Genomic DNA, 21,277 nt, shown 5'->3' on the forward strand with positions numbered 1-21,277 from the left:
AGAAGAGCTTCGGCGCCCCGCGCATCACCAAGGACGGCGTCACCGTCGCCAAGGAGATCGAGCTCGCCGACCGCTTCGAGAACATGGGCGCCCAGATGGTGCGCGAAGTGGCCTCGAAGACCAACGACATCGCGGGTGACGGCACCACCACCGCGACCGTGCTGGCCCAGGCCATCGTCCGCGAGGGCGCCAAGTACGTCGCCGCCGGCATCAACCCGATGGACCTGAAGCGCGGCATCGACCTCGCCACCCAGGCTGCGGTGAAGGACATCATCGCCCGCGCCAAGAAGGTCTCGACCTCCGACGAGGTCGCCCAGGTCGGCACGATCTCCGCCAACGGCGACAAGGAGATCGGCGAGATGATCGCCCACGCCATGCAGAAGGTGGGCAACGAGGGCGTCATCACGGTCGAGGAGGCCAAGACCGCCGAGACCGAGCTCGACGTCGTCGAAGGCATGCAGTTCGACCGCGGCTACCTGTCCCCGTACTTCATCACGAATGCGGAGAAGATGGTCGCCGAGCTCGAGGATCCCTACATCCTCATCCACGAGAAGAAGCTCTCCTCGCTCCAGGCCATGCTGCCGGTGCTCGAGGCCGTGGTCCAGACCGGCAAGCCGCTCCTGATCATCGCCGAGGACATCGAGGGTGAGGCGCTCGCCACGCTCGTCGTCAACAAGCTGCGCGGCGGCCTGAAGGTCGCGGCCGTGAAGGCGCCGGGCTTCGGTGACCGCCGCAAGGCGATGCTCGAGGACATCGCGATCCTGACCAAGGGCCAGATGATCGCCGAGGACCTCGGCATCAAGCTCGAGAACGTGACGCTCCCGATGCTCGGCCGCGCCAAGCGCGTGCGGATCGAGAAGGAGAACACCACGATCATCGACGGCGTCGGCGAGAAGGCCGACATTGAGGGCCGGATCAGCCAGATCAAGGCGCAGATCGAGGAGACCACCTCGGACTACGACCGCGAGAAGCTCCAGGAGCGTCTGGCCAAGCTTGCGGGCGGCGTCGCGGTGATCCGCGTCGGCGGCGCGACCGAGGTCGAGGTCAAGGAGAAGAAGGACCGCGTCGACGACGCCCTCAACGCCACCCGCGCGGCGGTCGAGGAAGGCATCGTCCCCGGCGGCGGCACCGCGCTCCTGCGCGCCAAGAAGGCGGTCGCCGCCCTGAAGTCCGACATTCCGGACGTCCAGGCCGGCATCAAGATCGTCCTCAAGGCCCTTGAGGCCCCGATCCGCCAGATCGCCCAGAACGCGGGCGTCGAGGGCTCGATCGTGGTCGGCAAGATCACCGACAAGGCGGACTCCGAGACCTACGGCTTCAACGCCCAGACCGAAGAGTACGTCGACATGATCCAGGCCGGCATCGTCGACCCGGCCAAGGTGGTGCGCACCGCCCTGCAGGACGCGGCCTCGGTCGCCGGCCTGCTGGTGACCACCGAGGCGATGGTCGCCGACGCCCCGAAGAAGGATAGCCCTGCTCCGGCGATGCCGGGCGGCGGCATGGGCGGCATGGACTTCTAAGTCCACGCCACCGCGCATACGGAGGAAGGGGGTCGCCGAGAGGCGGCCCCTTTCCTTTTGGCGCTGCCGCGGCTGCTCGGTGCGCGCGGCGGAGTCCGGTCGGTCTCAGCGGCCTTGACGCGACGCCGGGGCCTGAAGGCGGGCTCGCACGGTGGCGATCAAGGATTGCCGGACACGCTCGGTCGCCTGGAATGGGATGTCGAAGTTCAGGCTGTGGTAGATCAGGTCGCGGATACCGTCTTGATCGGGGTCTCCGCCGCCGCCCTCGATGACGTCGAGGATCCAGGCATGGATCGCCGCGTGATCCGACGGATCGGGATCCGCGGCGAGGACCAGATGGCCGCCGTGCATCCAATCATCGCGCAGGGCTGCGGATTCTTCGGCGGCTGTTGGCATGACCTGACCTTGCGGCTCTGATTGGCGCGGCCGCGACAACAGAGTATCCGCGCGCCGCGATGGAGTTCTTCCACATCAACGGCGGAGCCTCGACGTCGGCGGCGCCGCCGCGTCACCGGTGCGACCGCGCCTCACCCTGCCGCGAAGGCGCACGGCGGTCGAGGGGAGGCCGACGTCTCGGGCTCAGTCCGCGCGTCCGCGGTCGCGCGCGCCGACCGTGACGCGTCCAGCGCGCCGGCGCCGGAAGCCCCGTCTCAAGGCGGTTCGAGTGGCGGGCGACGAACGAAAAACGGGACGGCTCACGCCGTCCCGTTCAAAGGCTTACCTATCGGCCAAGGAAGATCGAAGCCAGTCGCTGGAGCAGGCCCCGCGGTGCGGGCGGAGGCTCGCTCTGCCCAGGACCGTCCCCGATCTAAGCGTTGGCGGCGAAGGGGTGCTGCGCCGAGTTGCGCTGCTCGGTGACCGTCGAAGCCTTCGGCTCACCGTTGACGGCGCGCTGGATCGACAGCTTGGTCGCCTCGTAGTTGTACTTCTGGATCTTGGCGTCGTCGGCCGCCTCCCAGTGGATGAACACGCCGACCAGGATGTACAGGTCGTCGGCCTCGTCCGCCGGGATGATGCCCTCGGCCACCGCGTCCTGCACGGCCTTGGCAACGCCGTGCTGGGCCGGGCCGAACATCTGGACGGCCTGACGGGCGTCGTTGATGGTGACCTTGTTGAACATCAGGGTGTTCGGCTTGCACGGCAGGTTCGGCGCGATGACCGCGAGCAGGCTGGTGAAGCCGTGCTTGTTGTTCACGAGGCCGTTGCAGAAAGCCGTCTCGGCGGGCGAGCCGCGCGGTCCGATGATGAGATCGATGTGGGCGACCTCGTTGCCCTCGCCGACGAGCGCTTCGCCGACCTGAACCTTGGTGATCTTCGCCATTCGGTGTCTCTCCCTGGATTCCGAAATAGAGCCGCGCGCCGGGCGGTGCCGCGGCCGGGAAGCCATCCTTGTTATCGGCGCCCGACCATGCCGGCCGAGCCGGATGAGCCGAGCCGGTTGGGCCGGACAGCGCGGCGGACCCTACAGCGGGGCCCAGCGGCTCACAACCCGCGCAAGGCTCTGACACGAAGGAATTTCCATCTGTCCGGTGCCGCGATCCCCGGATCGTGCGCCCGGGTCAGACCAGCCGTGCGCCGGCAGCCGCGAGGGCGTCCCAGAACAGCGTCGCGACCGTAAAATCGGCGCTCGTGCCAGGATTGATGGCCCGCGCCTTCAACGACGCGTCGAAGGCCAGCAGCGCGTCGACCGGCCGTGCGGCGAGGTCGATCCCGGCGCGGAGGGACTCGGTCTCCCGTCGGATGCGTTCGGCCGCCGCGGCGCCGTGCTTGCGGGCGACATGGCTGTCGGGGACCGCCTGGAGAAAGGCGAGATGAATCGCGGTCGTACACCATGTGGGGTCGAGCCCCCCGGCGCGGGCCTCGGCTAGGGCCGCGAGCCCGATCGCCGGTACGTCCGCGAAGTCCGTCACGTAGGCGCGGGCGATCCGGTCCCGGTTGGCGGCCTCCGCCATCGCATCGTGCAGGGCGGCGGGCGCCGCTTGGGCGACGTCGTGGTGCTGAGCTTGGCCGAGGCCGCCCGGATTGGCGAGGCGGATAGCCGCGAAGACGGCGTCCGCATCCGTGGCGTTCAAAGTCTCGAGCGCCGACGCGACGGTCAGGCCCCGCTCGGCCGCGACGGCCAGGGGGGCGCAGAGCAGCAGGATGCCGAGATTGGTGTTCTGGCCCACCGCCGCCATCGTGGCGGCGACGCCGTCGCGGATCCGCATGCCCAGGCCGGTGCCCGCCCGGGCCAGGGCCGGCGCCGAGACATCGGCGCTGGTGACGAAATCCGCCAGCACCATGCGATGGCCGGGCGCGTAGGCGTGGACATTGCCGGGCTTGAGGGCGTCGAGCTCCGCGAGGCAGGCGGCCCGGTAGAGCGTGCCGATCAGCGCCGCGTCGAGGCCGCTCGTGCCGGGTCCGCTCGTGCCGGGTCCACTCATGCCACCACGAGCCGGGACGGCTGGCGCCGCGGGCCGCGGCGAGGAAGCCGCGCACCACCGCGACGGCGATATCGGTCTCGCATACGGTCTGCAGGCCCGACCAGGCCGGCATGGAATTGACCTCCCAGGACGAGAAACCGCCCTCCCCGTCCTCGACGAGGTCGACGCCGGAATAATCGACGCCGACCGCGGCGGCGGCCGCCTCGGCCAACTCGGCGGCGGCACGCGGCATCGCCCAGGGGAGCGGCCGGCCGCCCCGGTGGACGTTGGTGATCCAGCCGTCGCCCTCGCGGATCATGCCGGCGATGGCCCGTCCGTCGCAGACGAACACCCGGTAATCGCGCCACAATCCGTCCCGGCGGGGAACGTAGCGCTGGAGATAGTAGACCCGCGCCACCGCCTCCTCGTCGGGAAGGTCTTCCGGGCGCTCGATGAGGGCAAGTCCCTCGCCTTGCGACCCGAACAGCGGCTTCAGCACCAGGGGCGCGCCCGGCCGTGCCTCGGCGGCGACCAGGGACGCCGCCGCCTCGCGCTTCGAGAAGACCCAGGTCTCCGGCGTCGGGAGCCCGGCCCGGTCGATGAGCAGCGACGTGGCGGCCTTGTCCACCGAGCGCTCGATCGCGGTCGGGGCGTTCCAGACGGTGACACCAGACGCGACAAGGGCGTGCAGCACCCCGAGCCGCATCGTCGTCGCCTCGAAGGTGCCGCCCGCGATGGTCCGCATCAGCACGCCGTCCGGCAGCGCGTCCGGGAAGCCCGGCACGCGCAGGGGCTCGCTGCCGCCCGTGACCACGGCGACGTCCGCCAGGGAGAACAGGACCGGCTCCACGCCGCTCGCGCGCAGGGCCGCCAGCAGGCGGTTCTTGTGCCAGGTGCCGTTATCGGCCGCGAGCCCGATGCGCATGGGGGTCCTGATCGTCACGCTGCCACCCGCCTGCGGGGGGGCCAGGAAGATGTCGCCGTCCGGATCCGGTTGGGGCTCCCGCTCCCGCAGGAGAGAGGGAGCCCGGCGTGCTTCACGCGAAGGATGCGTCGACCAGCGTCGGCTCCAGACGGCCGCCGCGGTAGGTGACGCCGGTGCGCACCGACGTGACGATCGCCTCGGCCGGCGAGAACAGGGCGCCGTCGATCTTGTAGAAGTCGCCGTTCACCCGGCCGACGGGCAACTGATCCTCCGGCGCCGTGAAGACGACGAAGATCGGCTCCACCTGCGTGATCGTGACGATCGGGGTCTGGCCCGCCGCGTTGACGATGTTGCCGATATCGACCTGCCGGAAGCCGGTGACGCCGTCGATGGGCGCGCGGACCGTCGCGTAGCCGAGCTGCGTCGTGGCGTTGTCGATAGCCGCCTGATCGGACGCCACCTGCGCGGTGAGCTGGGCGACCAGGGCGGTCTGCGTCTCGGTCTGCTGTCGGGAGGCGTAGGCGCCCAGTCCGGTGTAGCGGACAAGGTCGGCTTTGGCGTTGCCGAGATTGGCCGTGTCCTGTTCCTTCTTGGCCTTCGCCTGAGCGAGCGCTGCCTGATAGGGCCGCGGGTCGATCTGCACGAGGACATCGTCCTTGTGGACGGTCTGTCCCTCCCGGAACGCCACCTGCTGGATCTCGCCGTCGACCCGCGTGCGGACCTGGACGGTGTTGTAGGCCTGCACGGTGCCCAGGCCGTTCGAGACCAGGGCGAACGGACCCTGCTCGACCGTCCCGAGGGTGACGGGCACAGGAAGCGGTGCCGCCGCCACGGGCTTCGCGACGGGCCTGTTCAGATACGTGTAGCCGTAGGCGGCGCCGCCCGTGATGGCGAGGAGGAGCAGGCCCAGACCGGCCGCGCCGGAGCGTCTCGATGCGGGGCCCGGCGCCGGTCGATGGACGCCGTCGTCGTCCGTGCGCGTCACCGGCGCGTCGGATCGAAAGGTGTCGCGCTCACGCACGTCCTCATTCAGCATGCGCCGTTATCCGCCCCTTGGCCCGAAAGCTCCGCACAGCCGGAAGATTTTGCATCCATTAGCATACAATCCGCGTTCCGGACATCGTGGCGTCCCGCCGATCACGGCAATGTTCCCCGACGTAAAGCGTGCAAGCGCCGACGGCAGAGGGTAGCGTCACGCCGTCCGACACCCCGTCCGGACGATCCGTGCCTGGTGCGGCGGCGCGGAACATCCGCCGATGCCGCGCCGAGGATGTGAGACCGGGACGCCGCATGGCCTCGACGCTGGAACTGGATGGCCTGAACGAGCTGCGCGATGCGCTGATCGAGGAACGGCAGATCATCGTCGCATCGGTGCGGAAACTGCGCGACGCGCGGCGCCGGAAAGGCACATTCGTACTGGGTGACGGCGCCGATGCCGGTCCGCGGCTGGTCGCCGTGCAGGAGCAGATCGAAGTGGTCGAATCCATCATCGCCGCGCTCACGCAATCCCGGACCTGACGCGACCCGGATCCGCATCGTCGGAAAATCCGTTCCGGGCGCCTCGTCCGGAATGCCGTTGTCCGGCACTGCCACAGTTCGATGTCCGGGATGTTTCTGAGCTTTTTGCTCGGCCTTCCCGGGATCGGATATGCGCCGCTCGGTCGGCCCTTGAAGTCAGACGCCGGTGTGCCGAGTCATCGATCAGTCCTGCGGCAGGATTCGACGCCGCGCTTTGCCGAAAAAAGGCCCTTGATCCAGCCCTGCACAATATTGGTACCCCGGCGTTTCTGGCAGGTCCCGGCAGTCGAATGGGACGGCGCGTTGCCGCGGCGTCGGTGCTCGTTTGCCGGTTATGGATTCGCCCGGGCGTGACGATCCACGCGGCTTGTACAGGCTCTGCACATCTTTCGGGCTGGACGATCGCGATACCGTGCTGTTAGCCCAACGCAACTCAAGGCGCAGGACTACGAAGATGGACGCCTTCGATCACGCCGGAACGGCGCACGACGCCGACGAAACCCTCGATACGCCTCACGAGACCGAGCTTCTGGCCCTCTGGCGCGCCCTCGCGGCCGACAGGCGCGCGCGGGACGAGCGCATGGCACGCCTGCGCGCCATGCGCCTGATCGGCGGAGACGACGGAACCGACTGATCAATCGGTCTCCGGCATCCCGTCCTGAATGCGGCTCGCCAGGACGAAGCCGACCGCCATCGCCATGGCTTCGGCCTGTGCGATCAGCGTCGGCTCGCCGGCATCGCGCGCCGCCTGCAGCAGCTGGATCGCGTGGCGGCCGAGACGGAAGTTCACGTCCTCTTCGCCCGCTGGGTCGTCGTCCGGCATCCCGTGGCTCTGGGCGCGGTCAGTCATTGTCGTGCCTCGATCTCGGGGCGGCTGGCATGGGCTTGAACGGCGAGGAGGTCGCGATCCACGATTGCGTGTCCGTGACGTCGCCGAAGACCCGCATCACCGCGCTCACCGACCGGTGGATCTCTTCGGCGCCGATGTCCTCCAGATCGTGGCTGGCGGAGGCATCGGACAGGAAGGTCACGTCCTGACCCCGGTGGAAGCCGTCGACCGCCGTCGCGAGGCAGGAGGATTCGGCGGCGAAGCCCGCCATGACCAGGGGCGGGCTTCCGCGCTCCATCGCGTCGGCGAAGGCGGGGCTCGCGTAGCAGGAGGGGCGGTCCCGGTCGAAGATCATGTCGCAGCCGTGGGGCTCGAACCCCTCGATCCAGCGGGCGTAGCGGCTGCCCGCCTGGAACAGCGGCGCCCCGACCCAGCGGACATAGGCCACCTGTATGCCGCTCGCGCGGGCATGCGCGAGGGCGCGGCGGCAGTTTTGGAGCGCGGGCTCGATCCCCGACAGGGCGAGCGGACGCCCGGCGATCTCGTATTCCTGCTGCATGTCCACCAGCACCAGAACCGGGACGCTGCGGGGCCGGCGATACAGCGCCGGATTGATCGGCCGGTTCATCGCGCCGCCACCGTCCGGTCCACGGAGGGCCGCGTCACGGCCCGGCTGCGGGACCGGTCGAGGGTTCCCGCCCGGTGCCAGCGTCCTTCCGGCCGGATGATGACGTAGGGGTCGGCGCCGAGCCCGATGGCCTGCGGATGCGGCTCTGCCTCCAGCAGCATCTCGACGTAGTCGAAGTCCGAGAAGACCAGTTCCTGCGCACCGTCGAAGATCCGGAAGCCGAAGCGGCTCCAGAAGCCGACGAGGCGCTTCTGGGCGTGGCCGTAGAGCCGGCGGTAGCCCTTCACCCGCGCGAGTTCGATTCCGGCCCGGACCAGGGCGAAGGCCAAGCGGGTGTTGCGGAACTCGGCCCGGACCGCAAGGCGCTCGATCTTGGCGAAATCCGCGAAGAACCGGATGCGCAGGCAGCCCGCCGGCTCGTCCCCGACATAGCCGATCAGGTGCGTCGCCGAGAGGTCGTTGCCGTCGAACTCCTCCTCGTAGGGGCAGGCCTGCTCTGCCATGTAGACGGCGGCGCGCAGGGCGATGACCCGGGACAGATCCTCCAGGTTCCGCGCGACCGCGACGCTGGTGCCGGCCCCGCCCGGCTTGTGGCTGTCGTAGAGCGGTGCGGCCTCCGTCTTCGGCCCGCGGGCGAAATGGTACAGGTCCACACAGCCGGTCTTGCGGACCGTGAAGCCGAGCGTCGTGAGCAGATCCGCGCCCTCGGGCGTCGCCGCCCGGGCGTAGAAATCGACGCCGCGATAGGTTGGGCTCGACAGACGGTCGAAGACGAGGCTGACGCCACCGGCAAGCCGCCGCCGCGCGTAGACCGCCCAGACATAGATCCCGGCCGGACGTTCGTGCTGACCGGCCAGCATCGCGGCCGGTGGATCCGACGCATCGAGCGTTCCCGTCTTGAGCGCGGCCAGGCCGGCCGCATTCAGCATCAGGCAGGCGACGAAGCCGTCGCCCTGCGGACGTGCCGCATCGAACTTGTGTTTCTGGGCAATCGCCAGGACGCTGTCCGGATTGATCGACATCACGCGCTGCACGACGTGCAGGGGTGCCAGATCCGGCAGATCTGTACGCGCATCTTCGATCAGGCGTCTGAGATCGTCCGGCGCCGGCATGAATACGACGAGATGACGGGCGATACGATCGACGCGCAACATGCTCAGGTCATGCCGCGGCTCCACAGTGACTGACGCTGGACCAAGTTGATCCGTATCCCCCGCCACGAACTGGCCGCGAGCCATGTGCAGTGTCATCGGATGACCTGTCATTCGGTTTTGGATTGACGGTCCAGCACTTCGCATCTAGCGCTCTGGCTGTATGTGCAAAAATTGAAACAGGGGTGTTCCGTCGATGGAACAGACGGAGGCAAGCCGGGGCTCGATGCCCGACTGGCAGAGCATCCGAGTCTTCCTGACGCTCCAGCGGTCCGGAAGCTTCCGATCGGCGGCCGCCAAGCTCGGCCTGTCCGTGAATTCGGTGCGTCGCCGGATCGGCGATCTCGAGGCCCTGATCGGTGCCCCGCTGATGACGCGCCATGTCGACGGGATCCGTCTGACCACCGAGGGGCAGGCGATCCTGGACGCGGCCAACCGCATGGAGGTTGCGGCGTTCAGCCTGGTGCGCACGGGCGAGGTCGCTCCGTTCGCCGAGACCGGCGAGGTCCGCATCGCGGTGACGGAAGGGCTGGGGGCGTTCTGGCTCGCGCCGCGGCTCGTCGAGTTCCAGCGCGCCAATCCGCGCCTGACCGTCGACCTGCGCTGCGCCATGGAATCCGCCGACGTCCTGCGGCTCGAAGCGGACGTTGCCATCCAGCTGACGCGCCCGACGAGCCCGGACCTGCGCGTCGTCAAGCTCGGCCGGATCCACATGGTGCCCTATGCCGGGCGGAGCTACGTGGAGACGTATGGGCTTCCCGATCGCCCCGAGGATCTCGCGCGTCACCGGATCGTGGTTCAGGACGGCAGCCAGACCATGCGCCTCGAGGATTACGTGCGCTCAGTGCCGGGCTTTCCCGCGACGGTGCCGATCACCCTGAAGATCAATGTCAGCAGCGCGTATTACTGGGCGATCGCGAAGGGCGCCGGGATCGGCCTGCTCCCGACTTATGCCAGCGCGATCGGCGCGCAGGTCGTCCCGGTGGACAATCTCGGCCGCTTCGGCGTCGACATCTGGCTGACCTATCACCCGGATGCGGAGCGGATCGGCCGCGTGCGGCGGACGATCGACTGGCTGCGGGCGTCCTTCGATCCGAAGCGCTATCCCTGGTTCCGGGACGAGTTCATCCATCCCCGCGACCTGCCGGGCGCCGTCAAGGGCGAGCCCCTGCCGGACCTGTTCGCCGGGTTCATCGCCATGACGTCGTGACGTCGCCGAGACCCTGAGCGGCCCCCGACCGTCGATGGCCCGAAGCGTCTCCACGGGGTCCGCCTTGGCCTTGACCGCGCAACGCGCATGATCCTTGCTCCGGCGGCCACGACGACGAGGTTGCCCGTGCTGCTGACACCCCGCGAAAAGGACAAGCTGCTGATCGCCATGGCGGCACAGGTGGCGCGCAACCGCCTCGCACGGGGCGTGAAGCTCAACCACCCGGAGGCGGTGGCACTGATCACCGATTTCGTGGTCGAGGGCGCCCGGGACGGCCGCACCGTGGCCGATCTGATGCAGGCTGGCGCCAAAGTGCTGACCAGCGATCAGGTCATGGAGGGCGTGCCGGAGATGATCCACGACATCCAGGTCGAGGCCACCTTCCCGGACGGGACCAAGCTCGTCACCGTGCACCACCCGATCCGGGGGACGGCCTCGGCAGACGTCCCCGGGGCCGTGACGACGCTGCCCGGCGAGATCGTCTTCAACGTAGACGCCGAGCGGACCGTGCTCGAAGTCGCCAATGTCGGGGACCGGCCGATCCAGGTCGGCTCGCACTATCACTTCTTCGAAGTCAATCCGGGCCTCGTGTTCGAGCGGGAGCAGGCCCGCGGCAAGCGCCTCGACATCGCGCCGGGCACCGCCGTGCGTTTCGAGCCGGGATCGACGCGGGAGGTCGCGCTGGTGCCGCTCTCCGGCGGACGCACCGTGTACGGTTTCCGCGGCGACGTGATGGGCAAGCTCTGACCATGGCCAATTCGCCCAAGCCCGCCAGCCTGCCCCGGTCCGCCTACGCCGACATGTTCGGCCCCACGGTCGGCGACCGTATCCGCCTCGCCGATACCAGCCTGGAGATCACGGTCGAGCGCGACTTCACCACCTACGGTGAGGAGGTGAAGTTCGGCGGCGGCAAGGTCATCCGCGACGGCATGGGCCAGAGCCAGGCGACCAACGCCGACGGCGCCGTCGACACGGTGATCACCAACGCCGTGGTCCTCGACCATTGGGGCATCGTGAAATGCGATGTCGGAATCGTCCGCGGCCGGATCTTCAAGCTCGGCAAGGCCGGCAACCCGGATGTGCAGCCCGGAATCGACATCGTGGTCGGCCCGGGCACGGAGGTCATCGCCGGCGAGGGCAAGATCCTGACGGCGGGCGGCTTCGACAGCCACATCCACTTCATCTGCCCGCAGCAGATTGAGGAGGCGCTCTGCTCGGGGATCACCACGATGCTCGGCGGCGGCACCGGGCCGGCCCACGGCACCTTCGCCACCACCTGCACCCCGGGCCCCTGGCACATCGCCCGGATGATCGAGGCGGCCGACGCCTTCCCGATGAATCTCGCCTTCGCCGGCAAGGGCAACGCGTCCCGGCCGGACAGCCTCGTCGAGATGGTGCGGGCGGGTGCCTGCGCGTTGAAGCTGCACGAGGATTGGGGCACCACGCCCGCGGCGATCGACACCTGCCTGTCCGTGGCCGATGCCCACGACATCCAGGTCATGATCCACACCGACACGCTCAACGAATCGGGCTTCGTCGAGGACACGATCGCCGCCTTCAAGGGCCGGACGATCCACGCCTTCCACACCGAGGGCGCCGGCGGCGGGCACGCCCCCGACATCATCAAGGTCGCCGGGCTCCCGAACGTGCTCCCGTCGTCCACGAATCCGACGCGGCCCTACACGTGGAACACGATCGACGAGCATCTCGACATGCTCATGGTCTGCCACCACCTCGACCCGTCGATCCCCGAGGATCTCGCCTTCGCGGAGAGCCGGATCCGGCGCGAGACCATCGCGGCCGAGGACATCCTGCACGATATCGGCGCGCTCTCGATGATGTCCTCCGACAGCCAGGCCATGGGCCGGGTCGGCGAGGTCATCATCCGCACGTGGCAGACCGCCGACAAGATGAAGCGGCAGCGGGGCGCGCTGCCGGGGGATGCCTCCGGCACCGACAACCTGCGGGCGCGTCGCTACATCGCCAAATACACGATCAACCCGGCCATCGCGCACGGCATCTCCCGGCACATCGGCTCGGTGGAGCCCAGCAAGCTTGCCGACCTCGTCCTCTGGACGCCGGCCTTCTTCGGGGTGAAGCCCGATCTCGTGCTGAAGGGCGGCAGCATCGCGGCCGCCCCCATGGGCGACCCGAACGCCTCGATCCCGACGCCGCAGCCGGTGCATTACCGGCCGATGTTCGGTGCCTACGGTCGGGTCCCCTTCGCCACCGCCCTGACCTTCGTCTCCAAGGCCGCCGTCGACGACGGCCTGCGGGAACGGCTCGGCGTCCAGAAGGACCTGGTGGCCGTGGAGAATGTGCGCGGCGGCATCTCGAAGAAAAGCATGATCCTCAACGACGCCACGCCCGAGATCGAGGTGGATCCCGAGACCTACGACGTCCGGGCCGACGGCGAGCTGCTGGTCTGCGAGCCCGCCGAGGTGCTGCCCATGGCGCAGCGCTACTTCCTGTTCTGAGCGGTCCCGTCCGATGATTCGCGCCACCCGCATCCTTCGCCGGGACGCCCTGTCCGGCGGCGAGATCGTCGACCGCGTCGTGCTCGATCACGGCGACCGGCATCGCCGCCGGGTCGCCATGCGCGGCGCAGGCGGGCTGGGCTTCCTGCTCGACCTGCCGGAGCCGGCCGTGCTGGAGGACGGCGACGCCCTGGTCCTGCAGGACGGCCGCCTCGTCTGGGTCGAGGCGGCGCCGGAGCGCCTTCTGGAGATCCGCGCACCGGACGACCATGCCCTCAAGCGCCTGATCTGGCACATCGGCAACCGGCACATCCCCGCCGAGATCGGCGCGGACGCGGTGTGGATCGCCGATGACCATGTGCTCGCCGAGATGGTGCGCGGTCTCGGCGGCACCGCCGAGCCCGTGGAGCGACCGTTCCGGCCCGAGGGCGGTGCCTATTCCGGCGGCCACGCCCACGAGCATGACCATTCCCACGGCGGCCACCACCATCACCACCATGCCGGCGGCTGAAACCCTGGATTCGCTGCGTCTGATGGCGTGGCTGTCGCCGGGTTACCCGGTGGGCGCCTACGCCTACTCGCACGGCCTGGAATGGGCTGTCGAAGCCGGAGATATCCGCGACGAGGCCGGCCTGACGCTGTGGCTCGAGGACGTCTGTACCCGCGGCGCCCTGCGCAACGACCTGATCCTCGCGGCCGAGGCCCACCGGGCGGCAGGCGCCTCCGACGGCGTCGGCCTCATCGCCGTCAACGATCTCGCGCTCGCCCTCGCCCCGTCCCGGGAACTGCACCTCGAGACGAGCCAGCAGGGGCGGAGCTTTCTGGACGCGACACGCGGCGCCTGGCCCTGCCCGGCGCTTGCGGCGCTCTCCGAAGAACTGCCTGGTCCGGTCGCCTACCCGGTCGCCGTCGGGCTCGCCGCCGGGGCGCATCGCATGGCGCTGGCGTCGGTTCTCGCCGTCTACGGCCTCGCCTTCCTTCAGAACCTCGTCTCGGCGGCCCTGCGGGCGGCGCCCGTGGGCCAGGCAGCCGGGACCCGGGTGATCGCCGCCCTTGCTCCGCGGCTCGTGCCGCTGGCCGCCGCCGCCGCTGAGGCGGGGCTCGACGCCCTCGGTGCCGCAACCTTCCGCCTGGATCTCGGCTCCTTTCGGCACGAGACTCAATATTCCCGCATCTTCCGATCCTGAGCCCGAAGCATGACCTCCTCGAACGGCCCCCTCCGCGTCGGCATCGGCGGTCCCGTCGGCTCCGGCAAGACCGCCCTGATGGAGCAGCTCTGCAAGCGCTTCCGCGACCGCTACGAGATCTGTGCGATCACCAACGACATCTACACGAAGGAGGATGCGCGCATCCTGACCGTAGCCGGCGCCCTCCCCGAGGAGCGCATTCTCGGTGTCGAGACCGGCGGCTGCCCGCACACCGCGATCCGAGAGGACGCTTCGATCAACCTCGCCGCCGTCGCCGAGATGACCCGGCGGTTCCCCAAGCTCGATCTAGTCCTGATCGAATCCGGGGGCGACAATCTCGCGGCGACGTTCTCGCCCGAACTCGCCGACATCACCCTCTACGTCATCGACGTCGCCGGCGGCGAGAAGATCCCCCGCAAGGGCGGCCCGGGCATCACGCGCTCGGATCTGCTGATCGTCAACAAGACCGACCTCGCGCCCCTCGTCGGCGCCGACCTGTCGGTCATGGAATCCGACACGCAGCGGATGCGCGGCGCGCGGCCCTACGTGTTCGCGTCCTTGCGGGAGGGGGCGGGCGCGGATTCCGTCGCGCGCTTCGTCGAAGAGGCGGGCGGTCTCGGTCGCTGAACCGATGAGCCGGTCGCGTCGAACGCGTGGTGCTCGACTCTAGCGCCCGGCTTCGGCGGAGCGAGCGCGAACCGACGACGATTTCGGCACACCCATGAGCGCGTCGAGGCGGCTCATGCGGGCGTTGAAATCGTTCATGACGGTCTGGCGCGCCTTGAGTGCGGCGCTGAGCTGGACCTTGGCGGCCGCCTGACGCGGCCGTGCCTCAGCCTGGACCGTCGGAACGGCGAGAAGCGCCGCCAGCGCGGCGATAGTCAGGGTCGGTTTCATCGCGCGAAATCCCTCGTGCATCCGCGGCGCCGAACGTCGCGAAGCCGCACGAGATTAGGCGTGCCGGACCCGGGGCCGCGTGCGCGAGCGCACAACACGTAAGATTGATCTGTCTGCGCATCGAGGTGGCTCCGTCAGGTTGACAGTCCGTCGCGACTGATTCAACCCGCGGTATCGGGGCCTTCTGGACGGTATCGCGCATGCGAAATCTGCGGTGGCTCGCCGCCCTGCCCTTTCTTGGCATCCTGATCGGTCCGTTCTTTCTGAACCGGGTCGAACCCTTCGTTCTCGGCCTGCCGCTGCTCCTCGCCTGGCTGGTGTTCTGCGTGATCGGGACCTCGGCGGTGATGGCGGTGATCTATCTCACCGATCCCCAGAACCGAAGCCCGGAGGATCCGCGATGAGCGTCGCCCTCATCATCGTGGCGGCCGGATTCGCGCTGGCGATCGGCCTCGGGCTCTACGCACGGCTGGGTCGTGAGATGGGCCTGGAACAGTGGACGGTGGGCGGCCGGGGCTTCGGCACCACCCTCGTCTTCCTGCTGATGGCCGGCGAGATCTACACGACCTTTACGTTCCTGGGTGGGTCCGGCATCGCCTACGGCAAGGGCGGCCCGGCCTACTACATCCTCTGCTACCTGACGCTCGCCTACGTCACCTCGTATTGGCTGCTGCCGCCCGTCTGGCGCTACGCGAAGCAGAACGGCCTCTACACGCAACCCGATTTCTTCGCCCGCAAGTACCGAAGCCCGGCGCTCGGCATGCTGGTGGCTCTGGTGGGGATCGTGGCGCTGGTCCCCTACCTCGTGCTCCAGTTCAAGGGCCTGGGGATCATCGTCTCCACAGCGTCCTACGGGGCCATCTCGTCGACCGCCGCGGTCTGGATCGGGGCGGCCGCCCTCACCGTCTACGTGGTCGTCTCGGGCGTCCACGGCTCGGCCTGGACGGCGGTGATCAAGGACACCAGCATCCTGTTCGTAGTGGTCTTCCTCGGGATCTACCTGCCGGTGCACTATTACGGCGGCTATGGAGGGCTGTTCCAGGCCATCGAGGCGGCGAAGCCCGGCTTCCTCGCCCTGCCCGATCGCGGCCAGAGCCCGACCTGGTTCACCACGACGGTCCTGCTCACCGCCCTGGGCGGATACATGTGGCCGCACACCTTCGCGTCGCTCTACACGGCGCGCGAGCCCGGCGCCTTCCGGCGAAACGCCGTGATCCTGCCGATCTACCAGCTGATCAATCTCTTCGTGTTCGTAATCGGCTTCACGGCCGTCATGCAGGTGCCCGGCCTCACCGGCCCGGATGTCGATCTGTCGCTGTTCAAGCTCGCCCTTGCGACCTTCCCGCCCTGGGTCATCGGCCTCATCGGCGCCACCGGCGTGCTGACCGCTCTGGTCCCGGGATCGATGATCCTGATCGCCGGCGTGACGCTGGTGGCCAACAACCTCGTCCGGCCTCTGCGACCCGGCATGGACGATGCCGCCACCGCCCGGCTGTGCAAGATACTGGTGCCGGTTCTGGCGCTGGTCTGCGTGGGCTTCACCCTGTCGGGCGGCGACACGATCGTGCAGCTCCTGTTGATAGGCTACAACTTCGTCACGCAGCTCTTTCCGTGCTTCATCGCCAGCCTGATGCGGCGCAACCCGCTCGATCGGCGCGCTGCGATGGCCGGCATCGTCGCGGGCGTCGCCACCGTGGCGGCGACCGTCCTGAGCGGGTTCAGCCTGTCCAGCCTCTCCGCCCTCGGACCGCTCCAGGACGTGAATGTCGGCATCGTGGCGCTGATGGTGAATCTCGTGGTCACCCTCGCGGTGGCGCAACTGATGCGCGTCGGGGCGACCGCCGCGCAGGCCGCTGAGTGACGGGCCTCAGGCCTGCCCCCGCCGGGTCGTGAGCCAGGATGCCAGAAGCACCGCGGCGCTCACCAGCCCGACCAAGAGGGTCGAGGCCGCGTTGATCTCCGGGTTCACCCCGAGTCTGACCTGGCTGTAGAGCCGCATCGGCAGCGTGGTCGAGCCGGGGCCGGACACGAAGCTCGCGATGACGAGGTCGTCGAGCGACAGGGTGAAGGCGAGGAGGGCCCCGGCGGTCAGAGCGGGCGCCAGAAGCGGCAGGGTGACGGTCATCAGCACCCGCGCGGGCGTCGCGCCGAGGTCGGCCGCGGCTTCCTCCAGGGATCGATCGAGACCGCGCAGGCGCGCCCCGACCACCACCGCCACGAAGCCCGTGCAGAACGTCGTGTGAGCGATGACGATCGTGAGGAGGCCCCGGTCCAGCCCGATCCCTATGAACATCAGCAGGAGCGAGAGCCCGATCATCACCTCCGGCATGACGATCGGTCCGACGACGAGGCCGGTGAACAGCGCCCGTCCGCGGAAGCGGCCCTGCCGCTCGAGGACCAGGGCTGCGAGGGTGCCGAGGATCGTGGCGAGCAGGCTCGCGAGGATCGCGACCTTCAGAGAGACCCAGGCGGCTGCGATGAGCGGCGCGTCGGACATCAGCGCACCGTACCAGCGGGTCGAGAAACCGCCCCAGACCGTGACCAGGGGCGAGGCGTTGAACGAGTAGGCGATCAGCACCACGATCGGCGCGTAGAGGAAGACGAGGCCGGCCGCGAGGGCGGTGCGGGTGACCCAGGTCACGGGGACTCCCCCTCGCCCGCGCGCAGGCTGTCCCGGAACAGCACCACCGGGCCGATGACGATGGCGAGGATCAGGACCGCCACCGCGGAGGCCAGGGGCCAGTCGCGGTTCGAGAAGAACTCGGTCCAGAGCACCCGGCCGAGCATCAGGGTTTCCGAGCCGCCGAGAAGGTCCGGGATCACGAACTCGCCGATCATCGGGATGAAGCACAAGCCCGCGCCGGCCGCGATCCCGGGCAGGCTGAGCGGCAGGGTCACGGTCCAGAACACCCGGGTCGGCGATGCGCCGAGATCCGCAGCGGCGTCCCGCAGCGTCGGGTCGAGGCGGTTCATCACCGCGTAGAGCGGCAGGACCATGAAGGGCAGATACGCGTAGACGAGGCCGATGATCACCGCGGCGTCGGTGTTGAGGATCGTGAGCGGCTCGCCGATCAGCCCGAGCCGGATCAGCATGAGGTTCAGCAGACCCTCCGGTTTGAGGATCGCGATCCAGGCGTAGACCCGGATCAGGAAGCTGGTCCAGAACGGCACGACCACCAGCGCCACGAGGAGCGGCTGCCATCGGGACGGGGCGCGGGCCAGCGCGTAGGCGAGCGGTGTGCCCAGGGCGACAAGGATCAGGCTGGCCAGGGCGGCGTAGGTCAGCGAGCCGAGGACGGCGTCCCGATAGAGCGGGTCGGCGTAGAGCGTCAGGTAATTGTCGAAGTTCAGGGCTTCGAGAAAGCTCGACCAGCCGTCGAGGCCGGCCCGCCAGTCGAGCACCGGCAGATAGGGGGGAATCGCCGTCGCCGGCTCCGACAGGCTGATCTTGAGGGTGATCGCGAACGGCAGCAGGAAAAACGCCGCCAGCCAGAGGAAGGGTGGCAGCCGCACGAGACGATCGAACAGCCGTGCCGTTATCCGGCCGCTCACCGGCGGGCCCCCGGATCGCGCCGCCCCGGGCGGGCATGCGGATCGGCCGACGGCGCGATGGGCCTCATGCCGGCAGGATCACGGCGGCCTCGGCCGCGAAGCCGGCATGCGATGCCGATCCGAGCGCCTGCCCGGCCTCCGTCGGTCGCCCGCTCGCCCGCAGCGTCGTGCCGTCGGGCAGGCGCAGGGTCCGACGCAGCCTGTCTCCGAGAAAGACGGAATCGGCGATCACCACCGGCAGCCCCTCCGTGCCGAGAACGAGGTCCTCCGGCCGCACGGCGACCACGACGGCGGCCCCCGTCTCCAACGTGCCCGCCGCGACGCCCCGCACGGCGCCATAAGCGGTCTCGACTTCGCGAGCGCCGCCGGGCCCTCTCGCGCCGAGGCGGCCGGGGATGAGATTCACGTCGCCGAGCAGACCCGCCACGAAGCGGCTCGCCGGGCGTCGGTAGAGCTCCGCCGGAGGTCCGACCTGGATCAGGCGCCCGCCTTCCATGACGCCGATCCGGTCGGCAAGCATCATCGCCTCCTCGGGATCGTGCGTGACGACGATGAAGGCGGTGCCGAGCCGCCGCTGGACGGCGCGCAACTCGCCCTGCGTCTCCTCGCGCAGGCCGCGATCCAGGGCGCCGAGCGGCTCATCGAGAAGCAGCAGCTGCGGCTCCCGGGCCAGCGCCCGGGCCAGGGCGACCCGCTGCCGCTGACCGCCCGAGAGCGTGTCGGGTCGGCGGTCGCCGAACCCGTCGAGGCGCACGAGCCGGAGCAGGTCCGCCACCCGGTTAGCGGCGGCGGCGCGGCCGAGGCCCTTGAGACCGTAGCCGATATTGCCGGCCACGCTCATGTGCGGGAACAGGGCATAGGACTGGAACATCATGTTGACCGGCCGCCGGTGGGGCGGCAGCGCGGTCAGATCGGCCTCCCCCAGCAGGATCCGCCCGGCGGTCGGTCTCTCGAAGCCCGCGATCATGCGCAGGAGGGTGCTCTTCCCGCAGCCGGACGGCCCGAGCAGACAGAAGAACTCCCCCGGCTCGAGATCGAGCGTCACGGCCTCGACGGCGTGGTGCGTGCCGAAGCGTTTGGTCAGCTCCTCGAGCCGCAGGCGCGGCGCCGGCAGGCCGGACAACGGATCAGGAATCCTCGCGCAGCGCCTCGGCCACGCGCGCTTCCAAGAGATCCGGCCGCCGCAGGACGAGGGCGCCGCGGGTGCGGTCGACCAGACCCTCGGCGGCCATCGCGGTGAATTCCCGGGTCACCTGCTCCCGCCGGCAGCCGATCCGGGCGGCGAGGACGTGGTGGTAGGGCGGGGGCGACACCACCCGCTCGCCCCCTGCCCCGGCCCGCGGCACGGAGAGGCGCAGCAGCTCGGCATACAGCCGGTGCTTGAGATCGAGCAGGGCGTGCTCCATCAGCCGCGTGTTCAGCTCGCGCACGCGCTTGGCCAGGAGCCGGAACAGCCGGTCGGCGATCGCCTCCGACGCGAAGACGATCTGGCGGAACACCGGGGCCGGCACCACGCAGACCTCGCCGCGCGTCAGCGCCGTGACGTTGGCCGAGCGGCCGATCCCGTCGATCGCGGCGAGTTCGCCGAAGAAGGCCCCGCCTCGCATCTCCCCCAGGATGACCTCCTTGCCGGACTGGGTCCGGTTCAGGATGCGGACCTCGCCGGAGGCGATGAAGTAGACGTCGGTGGAGATGTCGTCGAAGTCGACCAGAACCTCGTTCTCGTCGAAGCGGCGCCAGTGGCAGCGGGGCTCGTAGGGCCCGAGCTCAATGCCCGGATCCTTGAAGAAGGGTATCGTCCCCAACCGCGCCATCGATCGTGTTCCCTCAACTCCGGCCTCCGTCCCTGCCCTGACGGGGGCCAGCCAGCAGATCTGGGGACGGGAGCAGCCCGTACAGTGACGTCGCGCTCCGCCGGGGCGGTGCTGGATCGATCGGGCATGATGATCGTGACGGTCGCGGGCTGGACGGTCAAGCCGCGTCCCGATGAACAGGAGTTTATTGGCGTGGATCACCCATGAGGGCTAGGTTCCCTGTCCGCTGCGGCGGCCTGACTCGATGCATCAAGACGTTCCATTCCCGCTCTCGACAGCCTCTCCAGGCCCTCGTCTTCAGGCGACCTTGTCTCATCCGTTCGAGCGGTCGGGACGCAGCCTCCATTCGGGGCGACACGCCACGGTCCGCGTCAGCCCGGCGCCGGCCGGCCATGGCATCGTCTTTCGGCGTCGTCTGAAGGATGGTCGCACGGTCGATGTGCCGGCCGATTGGCGACTTCGGGAATCGCAGCCGCTGTCCTCGGCGGTGCGGCGGGAGGGGGTCCTCGTCCGCACGATCGAACACCTCATGGCATCGCTGAGTGCCTTGCGGATCGACAACGTGCTGGCCGAGATCGACGCGGACGAGCTGCCGATCTTCGACGGCAGCGCCACGCCGTGGTGCGAGGCCATCCGGGCCGCGGGCCGGAGCGAGCAGACCTTGCCCTGCCGGGTCATCCGCCTGCTGCGGACCGTTGCGGTCGAGAACGGGCGGCGGCGGCTTCAGATCGAGCCCGGCGACGGACTTCACATCAGCGGCCACCTCGCGCTGGCGCATTTCGGGTCGGTCGACTGGTCGGGTGCGATAACGCCCGAAGGCTTCGAGCGGGAGATTGCGCCGGCGCGCAGCTTCGGTCGCTACCTGCGAGCCATGGCGGGGCGCGCCTACGGCTTCGTCCGGGGGACGGACTTCCTGCAGGGCGTATCGCCCCGCTCGGCGGCGCTCCTCGTGCGCGGGCACGTGCTCGGCGGGATGCGGGTCCCCGATGAGCCGGTGCGGCACCGCATCCTCGATCTCATCGGCGATCTCGCTTTGGCGGGGCACCCGATCGAGGGCCGCATCTCAGCCTTCCACACGGGACACGAACTCAACCACGCCCTGGTCGCGGCCCTGATGAGCGACAGCTCGGCCTGGGAACTCGTTTGAGGCGCAGCCGACAGATCGGA

General features: G+C 69.3%; 26 protein-coding genes and 1 pseudogene. 14 read left to right on the top strand and 13 right to left on the bottom strand.

What is annotated here, in order from left to right:
- Window positions 1-1,520 (top strand): chaperonin GroEL (gene groL, locus I53_RS18140; RefSeq protein WP_043353181.1); only part of this gene is annotated, 1,520 nt, incomplete at its 5' end.
- A 105-nt stretch (window positions 1,521-1,625) separates the two neighbouring features.
- Here groL and I53_RS18145 read toward each other — a convergent pair.
- The 5 genes and pseudogenes from I53_RS18145 to I53_RS18160 all read right to left on the bottom strand — a co-directional run bounded on the left by I53_RS18145 (window position 1,626) and on the right by I53_RS18160 (window position 5,883).
- A complete protein-coding gene (locus I53_RS18145; protein ID WP_251982356.1) occupies window positions 1,626-1,871 on the bottom strand; it encodes a hypothetical protein in 246 nt (81 codons plus the stop codon).
- A gap of 457 nt (window positions 1,872-2,328) precedes the next feature.
- Window positions 2,329-2,841 carry a 5,6,7,8-tetrahydromethanopterin hydro-lyase gene (gene fae, locus I53_RS18150; protein WP_043353182.1) on the bottom strand — a complete coding sequence of 171 codons (513 nt, stop codon included), beginning with the start codon at window positions 2,839-2,841 and terminating at the stop codon, window positions 2,329-2,331.
- Between the two features lie 238 nt (window positions 2,842-3,079).
- Complete coding sequence (locus tag I53_RS18155; RefSeq protein ID WP_043353184.1) at window positions 3,080-3,943, bottom strand: triphosphoribosyl-dephospho-CoA synthase; 864 nt, start codon at window positions 3,941-3,943, stop codon at window positions 3,080-3,082.
- 13 nt (window positions 3,944-3,956) lie between these two features.
- Window positions 3,957-4,847: pseudogene (locus tag I53_RS31510) on the bottom strand (RimK family alpha-L-glutamate ligase); the annotation flags it as partial.
- Between the two features lie 112 nt (window positions 4,848-4,959).
- Window positions 4,960-5,883 carry a methenyltetrahydromethanopterin cyclohydrolase gene (locus tag I53_RS18160; protein WP_106428188.1) on the bottom strand — a complete coding sequence of 308 codons (924 nt, stop codon included), beginning with the start codon at window positions 5,881-5,883 and terminating at the stop codon, window positions 4,960-4,962.
- 254 nt (window positions 5,884-6,137) lie between these two features.
- Between I53_RS18160 and I53_RS18165 the strand changes: the two genes are divergently transcribed.
- Together I53_RS18165 and I53_RS18170 are read left to right on the top strand one after the other, a co-directional pair.
- Window positions 6,138-6,365, top strand: coding sequence for a hypothetical protein (locus I53_RS18165; RefSeq protein ID WP_043353185.1), 228 nt, complete (start codon window positions 6,138-6,140; stop codon window positions 6,363-6,365).
- 454 nt (window positions 6,366-6,819) lie between these two features.
- Window positions 6,820-6,999, top strand: a complete 180-nt coding sequence (locus I53_RS18170) for a hypothetical protein (RefSeq protein WP_043353187.1) — start codon at window positions 6,820-6,822, stop codon at window positions 6,997-6,999.
- On the opposite strand, the gene I53_RS18175 is transcribed toward I53_RS18170, so the two are convergent.
- From I53_RS18175 to I53_RS18185, 3 genes are read right to left on the bottom strand one after another with little or no spacing between them, the layout of a single operon-like run.
- Window positions 7,000-7,215, bottom strand: a complete 216-nt coding sequence (locus I53_RS18175) for a hypothetical protein (RefSeq protein ID WP_043353189.1) — start codon at window positions 7,213-7,215, stop codon at window positions 7,000-7,002. It lies immediately after the preceding gene.
- Window positions 7,208-7,822, bottom strand: coding sequence for a cysteine hydrolase family protein (locus I53_RS18180; protein ID WP_043353190.1), 615 nt, complete (start codon window positions 7,820-7,822; stop codon window positions 7,208-7,210). Before I53_RS18180 ends, I53_RS18175 begins: the two co-directional genes overlap by 8 nt.
- Window positions 7,819-8,682: a GNAT family N-acetyltransferase gene (locus tag I53_RS18185; RefSeq protein ID WP_251982357.1), complete on the bottom strand. Its 864-nt coding sequence runs from the start codon at window positions 8,680-8,682 to the stop codon at window positions 7,819-7,821. The genes I53_RS18180 and I53_RS18185 overlap by 4 nt, the downstream gene beginning before the upstream one ends.
- Here I53_RS18185 and I53_RS35225 point away from each other — a divergent pair.
- The 7 genes from I53_RS35225 to ureG all read left to right on the top strand — a co-directional run bounded on the left by I53_RS35225 (window position 8,665) and on the right by ureG (window position 14,474).
- Entirely contained in the window at window positions 8,665-9,009 is a 345-nt protein-coding gene (locus I53_RS35225) for a hypothetical protein (RefSeq protein ID WP_251982358.1), read from the top strand. The two genes, I53_RS18185 and I53_RS35225, sit on opposite strands and share 18 nt — an antisense overlap.
- 160 nt (window positions 9,010-9,169) lie before the next feature.
- A complete protein-coding gene (locus tag I53_RS18190) occupies window positions 9,170-10,183 on the top strand; it encodes a LysR family transcriptional regulator (protein ID WP_043353193.1) in 1,014 nt (337 codons plus the stop codon).
- A gap of 126 nt (window positions 10,184-10,309) precedes the next feature.
- Window positions 10,310-10,930: an urease subunit gamma gene (locus I53_RS18195; RefSeq protein WP_051044881.1), complete on the top strand. Its 621-nt coding sequence runs from the start codon at window positions 10,310-10,312 to the stop codon at window positions 10,928-10,930.
- Window positions 10,931-10,932: 2 nt separating this feature from the next.
- Window positions 10,933-12,660: an urease subunit alpha gene (gene ureC / locus I53_RS18200; RefSeq protein ID WP_043353194.1), complete on the top strand. Its 1,728-nt coding sequence runs from the start codon at window positions 10,933-10,935 to the stop codon at window positions 12,658-12,660.
- Between the two features lie 13 nt (window positions 12,661-12,673).
- The gene (locus I53_RS18205; protein WP_043353196.1) at window positions 12,674-13,171 is read left to right on the top strand and encodes an urease accessory protein UreE; all 498 of its coding nucleotides are present in this window, start codon (window positions 12,674-12,676) and stop codon (window positions 13,169-13,171) included.
- The gene (locus I53_RS18210) at window positions 13,158-13,847 is read left to right on the top strand and encodes an urease accessory protein UreF (RefSeq protein ID WP_043353248.1); all 690 of its coding nucleotides are present in this window, start codon (window positions 13,158-13,160) and stop codon (window positions 13,845-13,847) included. The genes I53_RS18205 and I53_RS18210 overlap by 14 nt, the downstream gene beginning before the upstream one ends.
- 9 nt (window positions 13,848-13,856) lie before the next feature.
- On the top strand, window positions 13,857-14,474 hold the full coding sequence (ureG, locus tag I53_RS18215) for an urease accessory protein UreG (protein WP_043353197.1): 618 nt from the start codon (window positions 13,857-13,859) through the stop codon (window positions 14,472-14,474).
- 39 nt (window positions 14,475-14,513) lie between these two features.
- Here the strand turns inward: ureG and I53_RS18220 are convergent, their stop codons facing one another.
- The gene (locus tag I53_RS18220) at window positions 14,514-14,744 is read right to left on the bottom strand and encodes a hypothetical protein (RefSeq protein WP_043353199.1); all 231 of its coding nucleotides are present in this window, start codon (window positions 14,742-14,744) and stop codon (window positions 14,514-14,516) included.
- A gap of 200 nt (window positions 14,745-14,944) precedes the next feature.
- Here I53_RS18220 and I53_RS18225 point away from each other — a divergent pair, with 200 nt between their 5' ends.
- Window positions 14,945-15,148, top strand: coding sequence for a DUF3311 domain-containing protein (locus I53_RS18225; RefSeq protein WP_043353201.1), 204 nt, complete (start codon window positions 14,945-14,947; stop codon window positions 15,146-15,148).
- Complete coding sequence (locus I53_RS18230; protein ID WP_043353203.1) at window positions 15,145-16,605, top strand: sodium:solute symporter; 1,461 nt, start codon at window positions 15,145-15,147, stop codon at window positions 16,603-16,605. Before I53_RS18225 ends, I53_RS18230 begins: the two co-directional genes overlap by 4 nt.
- Before the next feature lie 6 nt (window positions 16,606-16,611).
- Here I53_RS18230 and I53_RS18235 read toward each other — a convergent pair whose 3' ends face one another.
- The 4 genes from I53_RS18235 to I53_RS18250 form a co-directional block, all read right to left on the bottom strand.
- Window positions 16,612-17,385 carry an ABC transporter permease subunit gene (locus I53_RS18235; RefSeq protein ID WP_043353206.1) on the bottom strand — a complete coding sequence of 258 codons (774 nt, stop codon included), beginning with the start codon at window positions 17,383-17,385 and terminating at the stop codon, window positions 16,612-16,614.
- Window positions 17,382-18,296, bottom strand: coding sequence for an ABC transporter permease (locus tag I53_RS18240; protein WP_043353208.1), 915 nt, complete (start codon window positions 18,294-18,296; stop codon window positions 17,382-17,384). The genes I53_RS18235 and I53_RS18240 overlap by 4 nt, the downstream gene beginning before the upstream one ends.
- Window positions 18,297-18,360: 64 nt before the next feature.
- A complete protein-coding gene (locus tag I53_RS18245; protein WP_078947285.1) occupies window positions 18,361-19,419 on the bottom strand; it encodes an ABC transporter ATP-binding protein in 1,059 nt (352 codons plus the stop codon).
- Window positions 19,420-19,423: 4 nt separating this feature from the next.
- On the bottom strand, window positions 19,424-20,110 hold the full coding sequence (locus tag I53_RS18250) for a Crp/Fnr family transcriptional regulator (protein WP_043353212.1): 687 nt from the start codon (window positions 20,108-20,110) through the stop codon (window positions 19,424-19,426).
- Window positions 20,111-20,194: 84 nt separating this feature from the next.
- Here I53_RS18250 and I53_RS35765 point away from each other — a divergent pair, with 84 nt between their 5' ends.
- Together I53_RS35765 and I53_RS18255 are read left to right on the top strand one after the other, a co-directional pair.
- The gene (locus I53_RS35765) at window positions 20,195-20,317 is read left to right on the top strand and encodes a hypothetical protein (protein ID WP_257787420.1); all 123 of its coding nucleotides are present in this window, start codon (window positions 20,195-20,197) and stop codon (window positions 20,315-20,317) included.
- A gap of 37 nt (window positions 20,318-20,354) precedes the next feature.
- A complete protein-coding gene (locus tag I53_RS18255; RefSeq protein WP_043353213.1) occupies window positions 20,355-21,257 on the top strand; it encodes a UDP-3-O-acyl N-acetylglycosamine deacetylase in 903 nt (300 codons plus the stop codon).
- The last annotated feature ends 20 nt before the right edge of the window (window positions 21,258-21,277 follow it).

The sequence above is a fragment of the Methylobacterium sp. B1 genome (assembly GCF_000333255.1).
GTDB classification, from domain to species: Bacteria; Pseudomonadota; Alphaproteobacteria; order Rhizobiales; family Beijerinckiaceae; genus Methylobacterium; species Methylobacterium fujisawaense.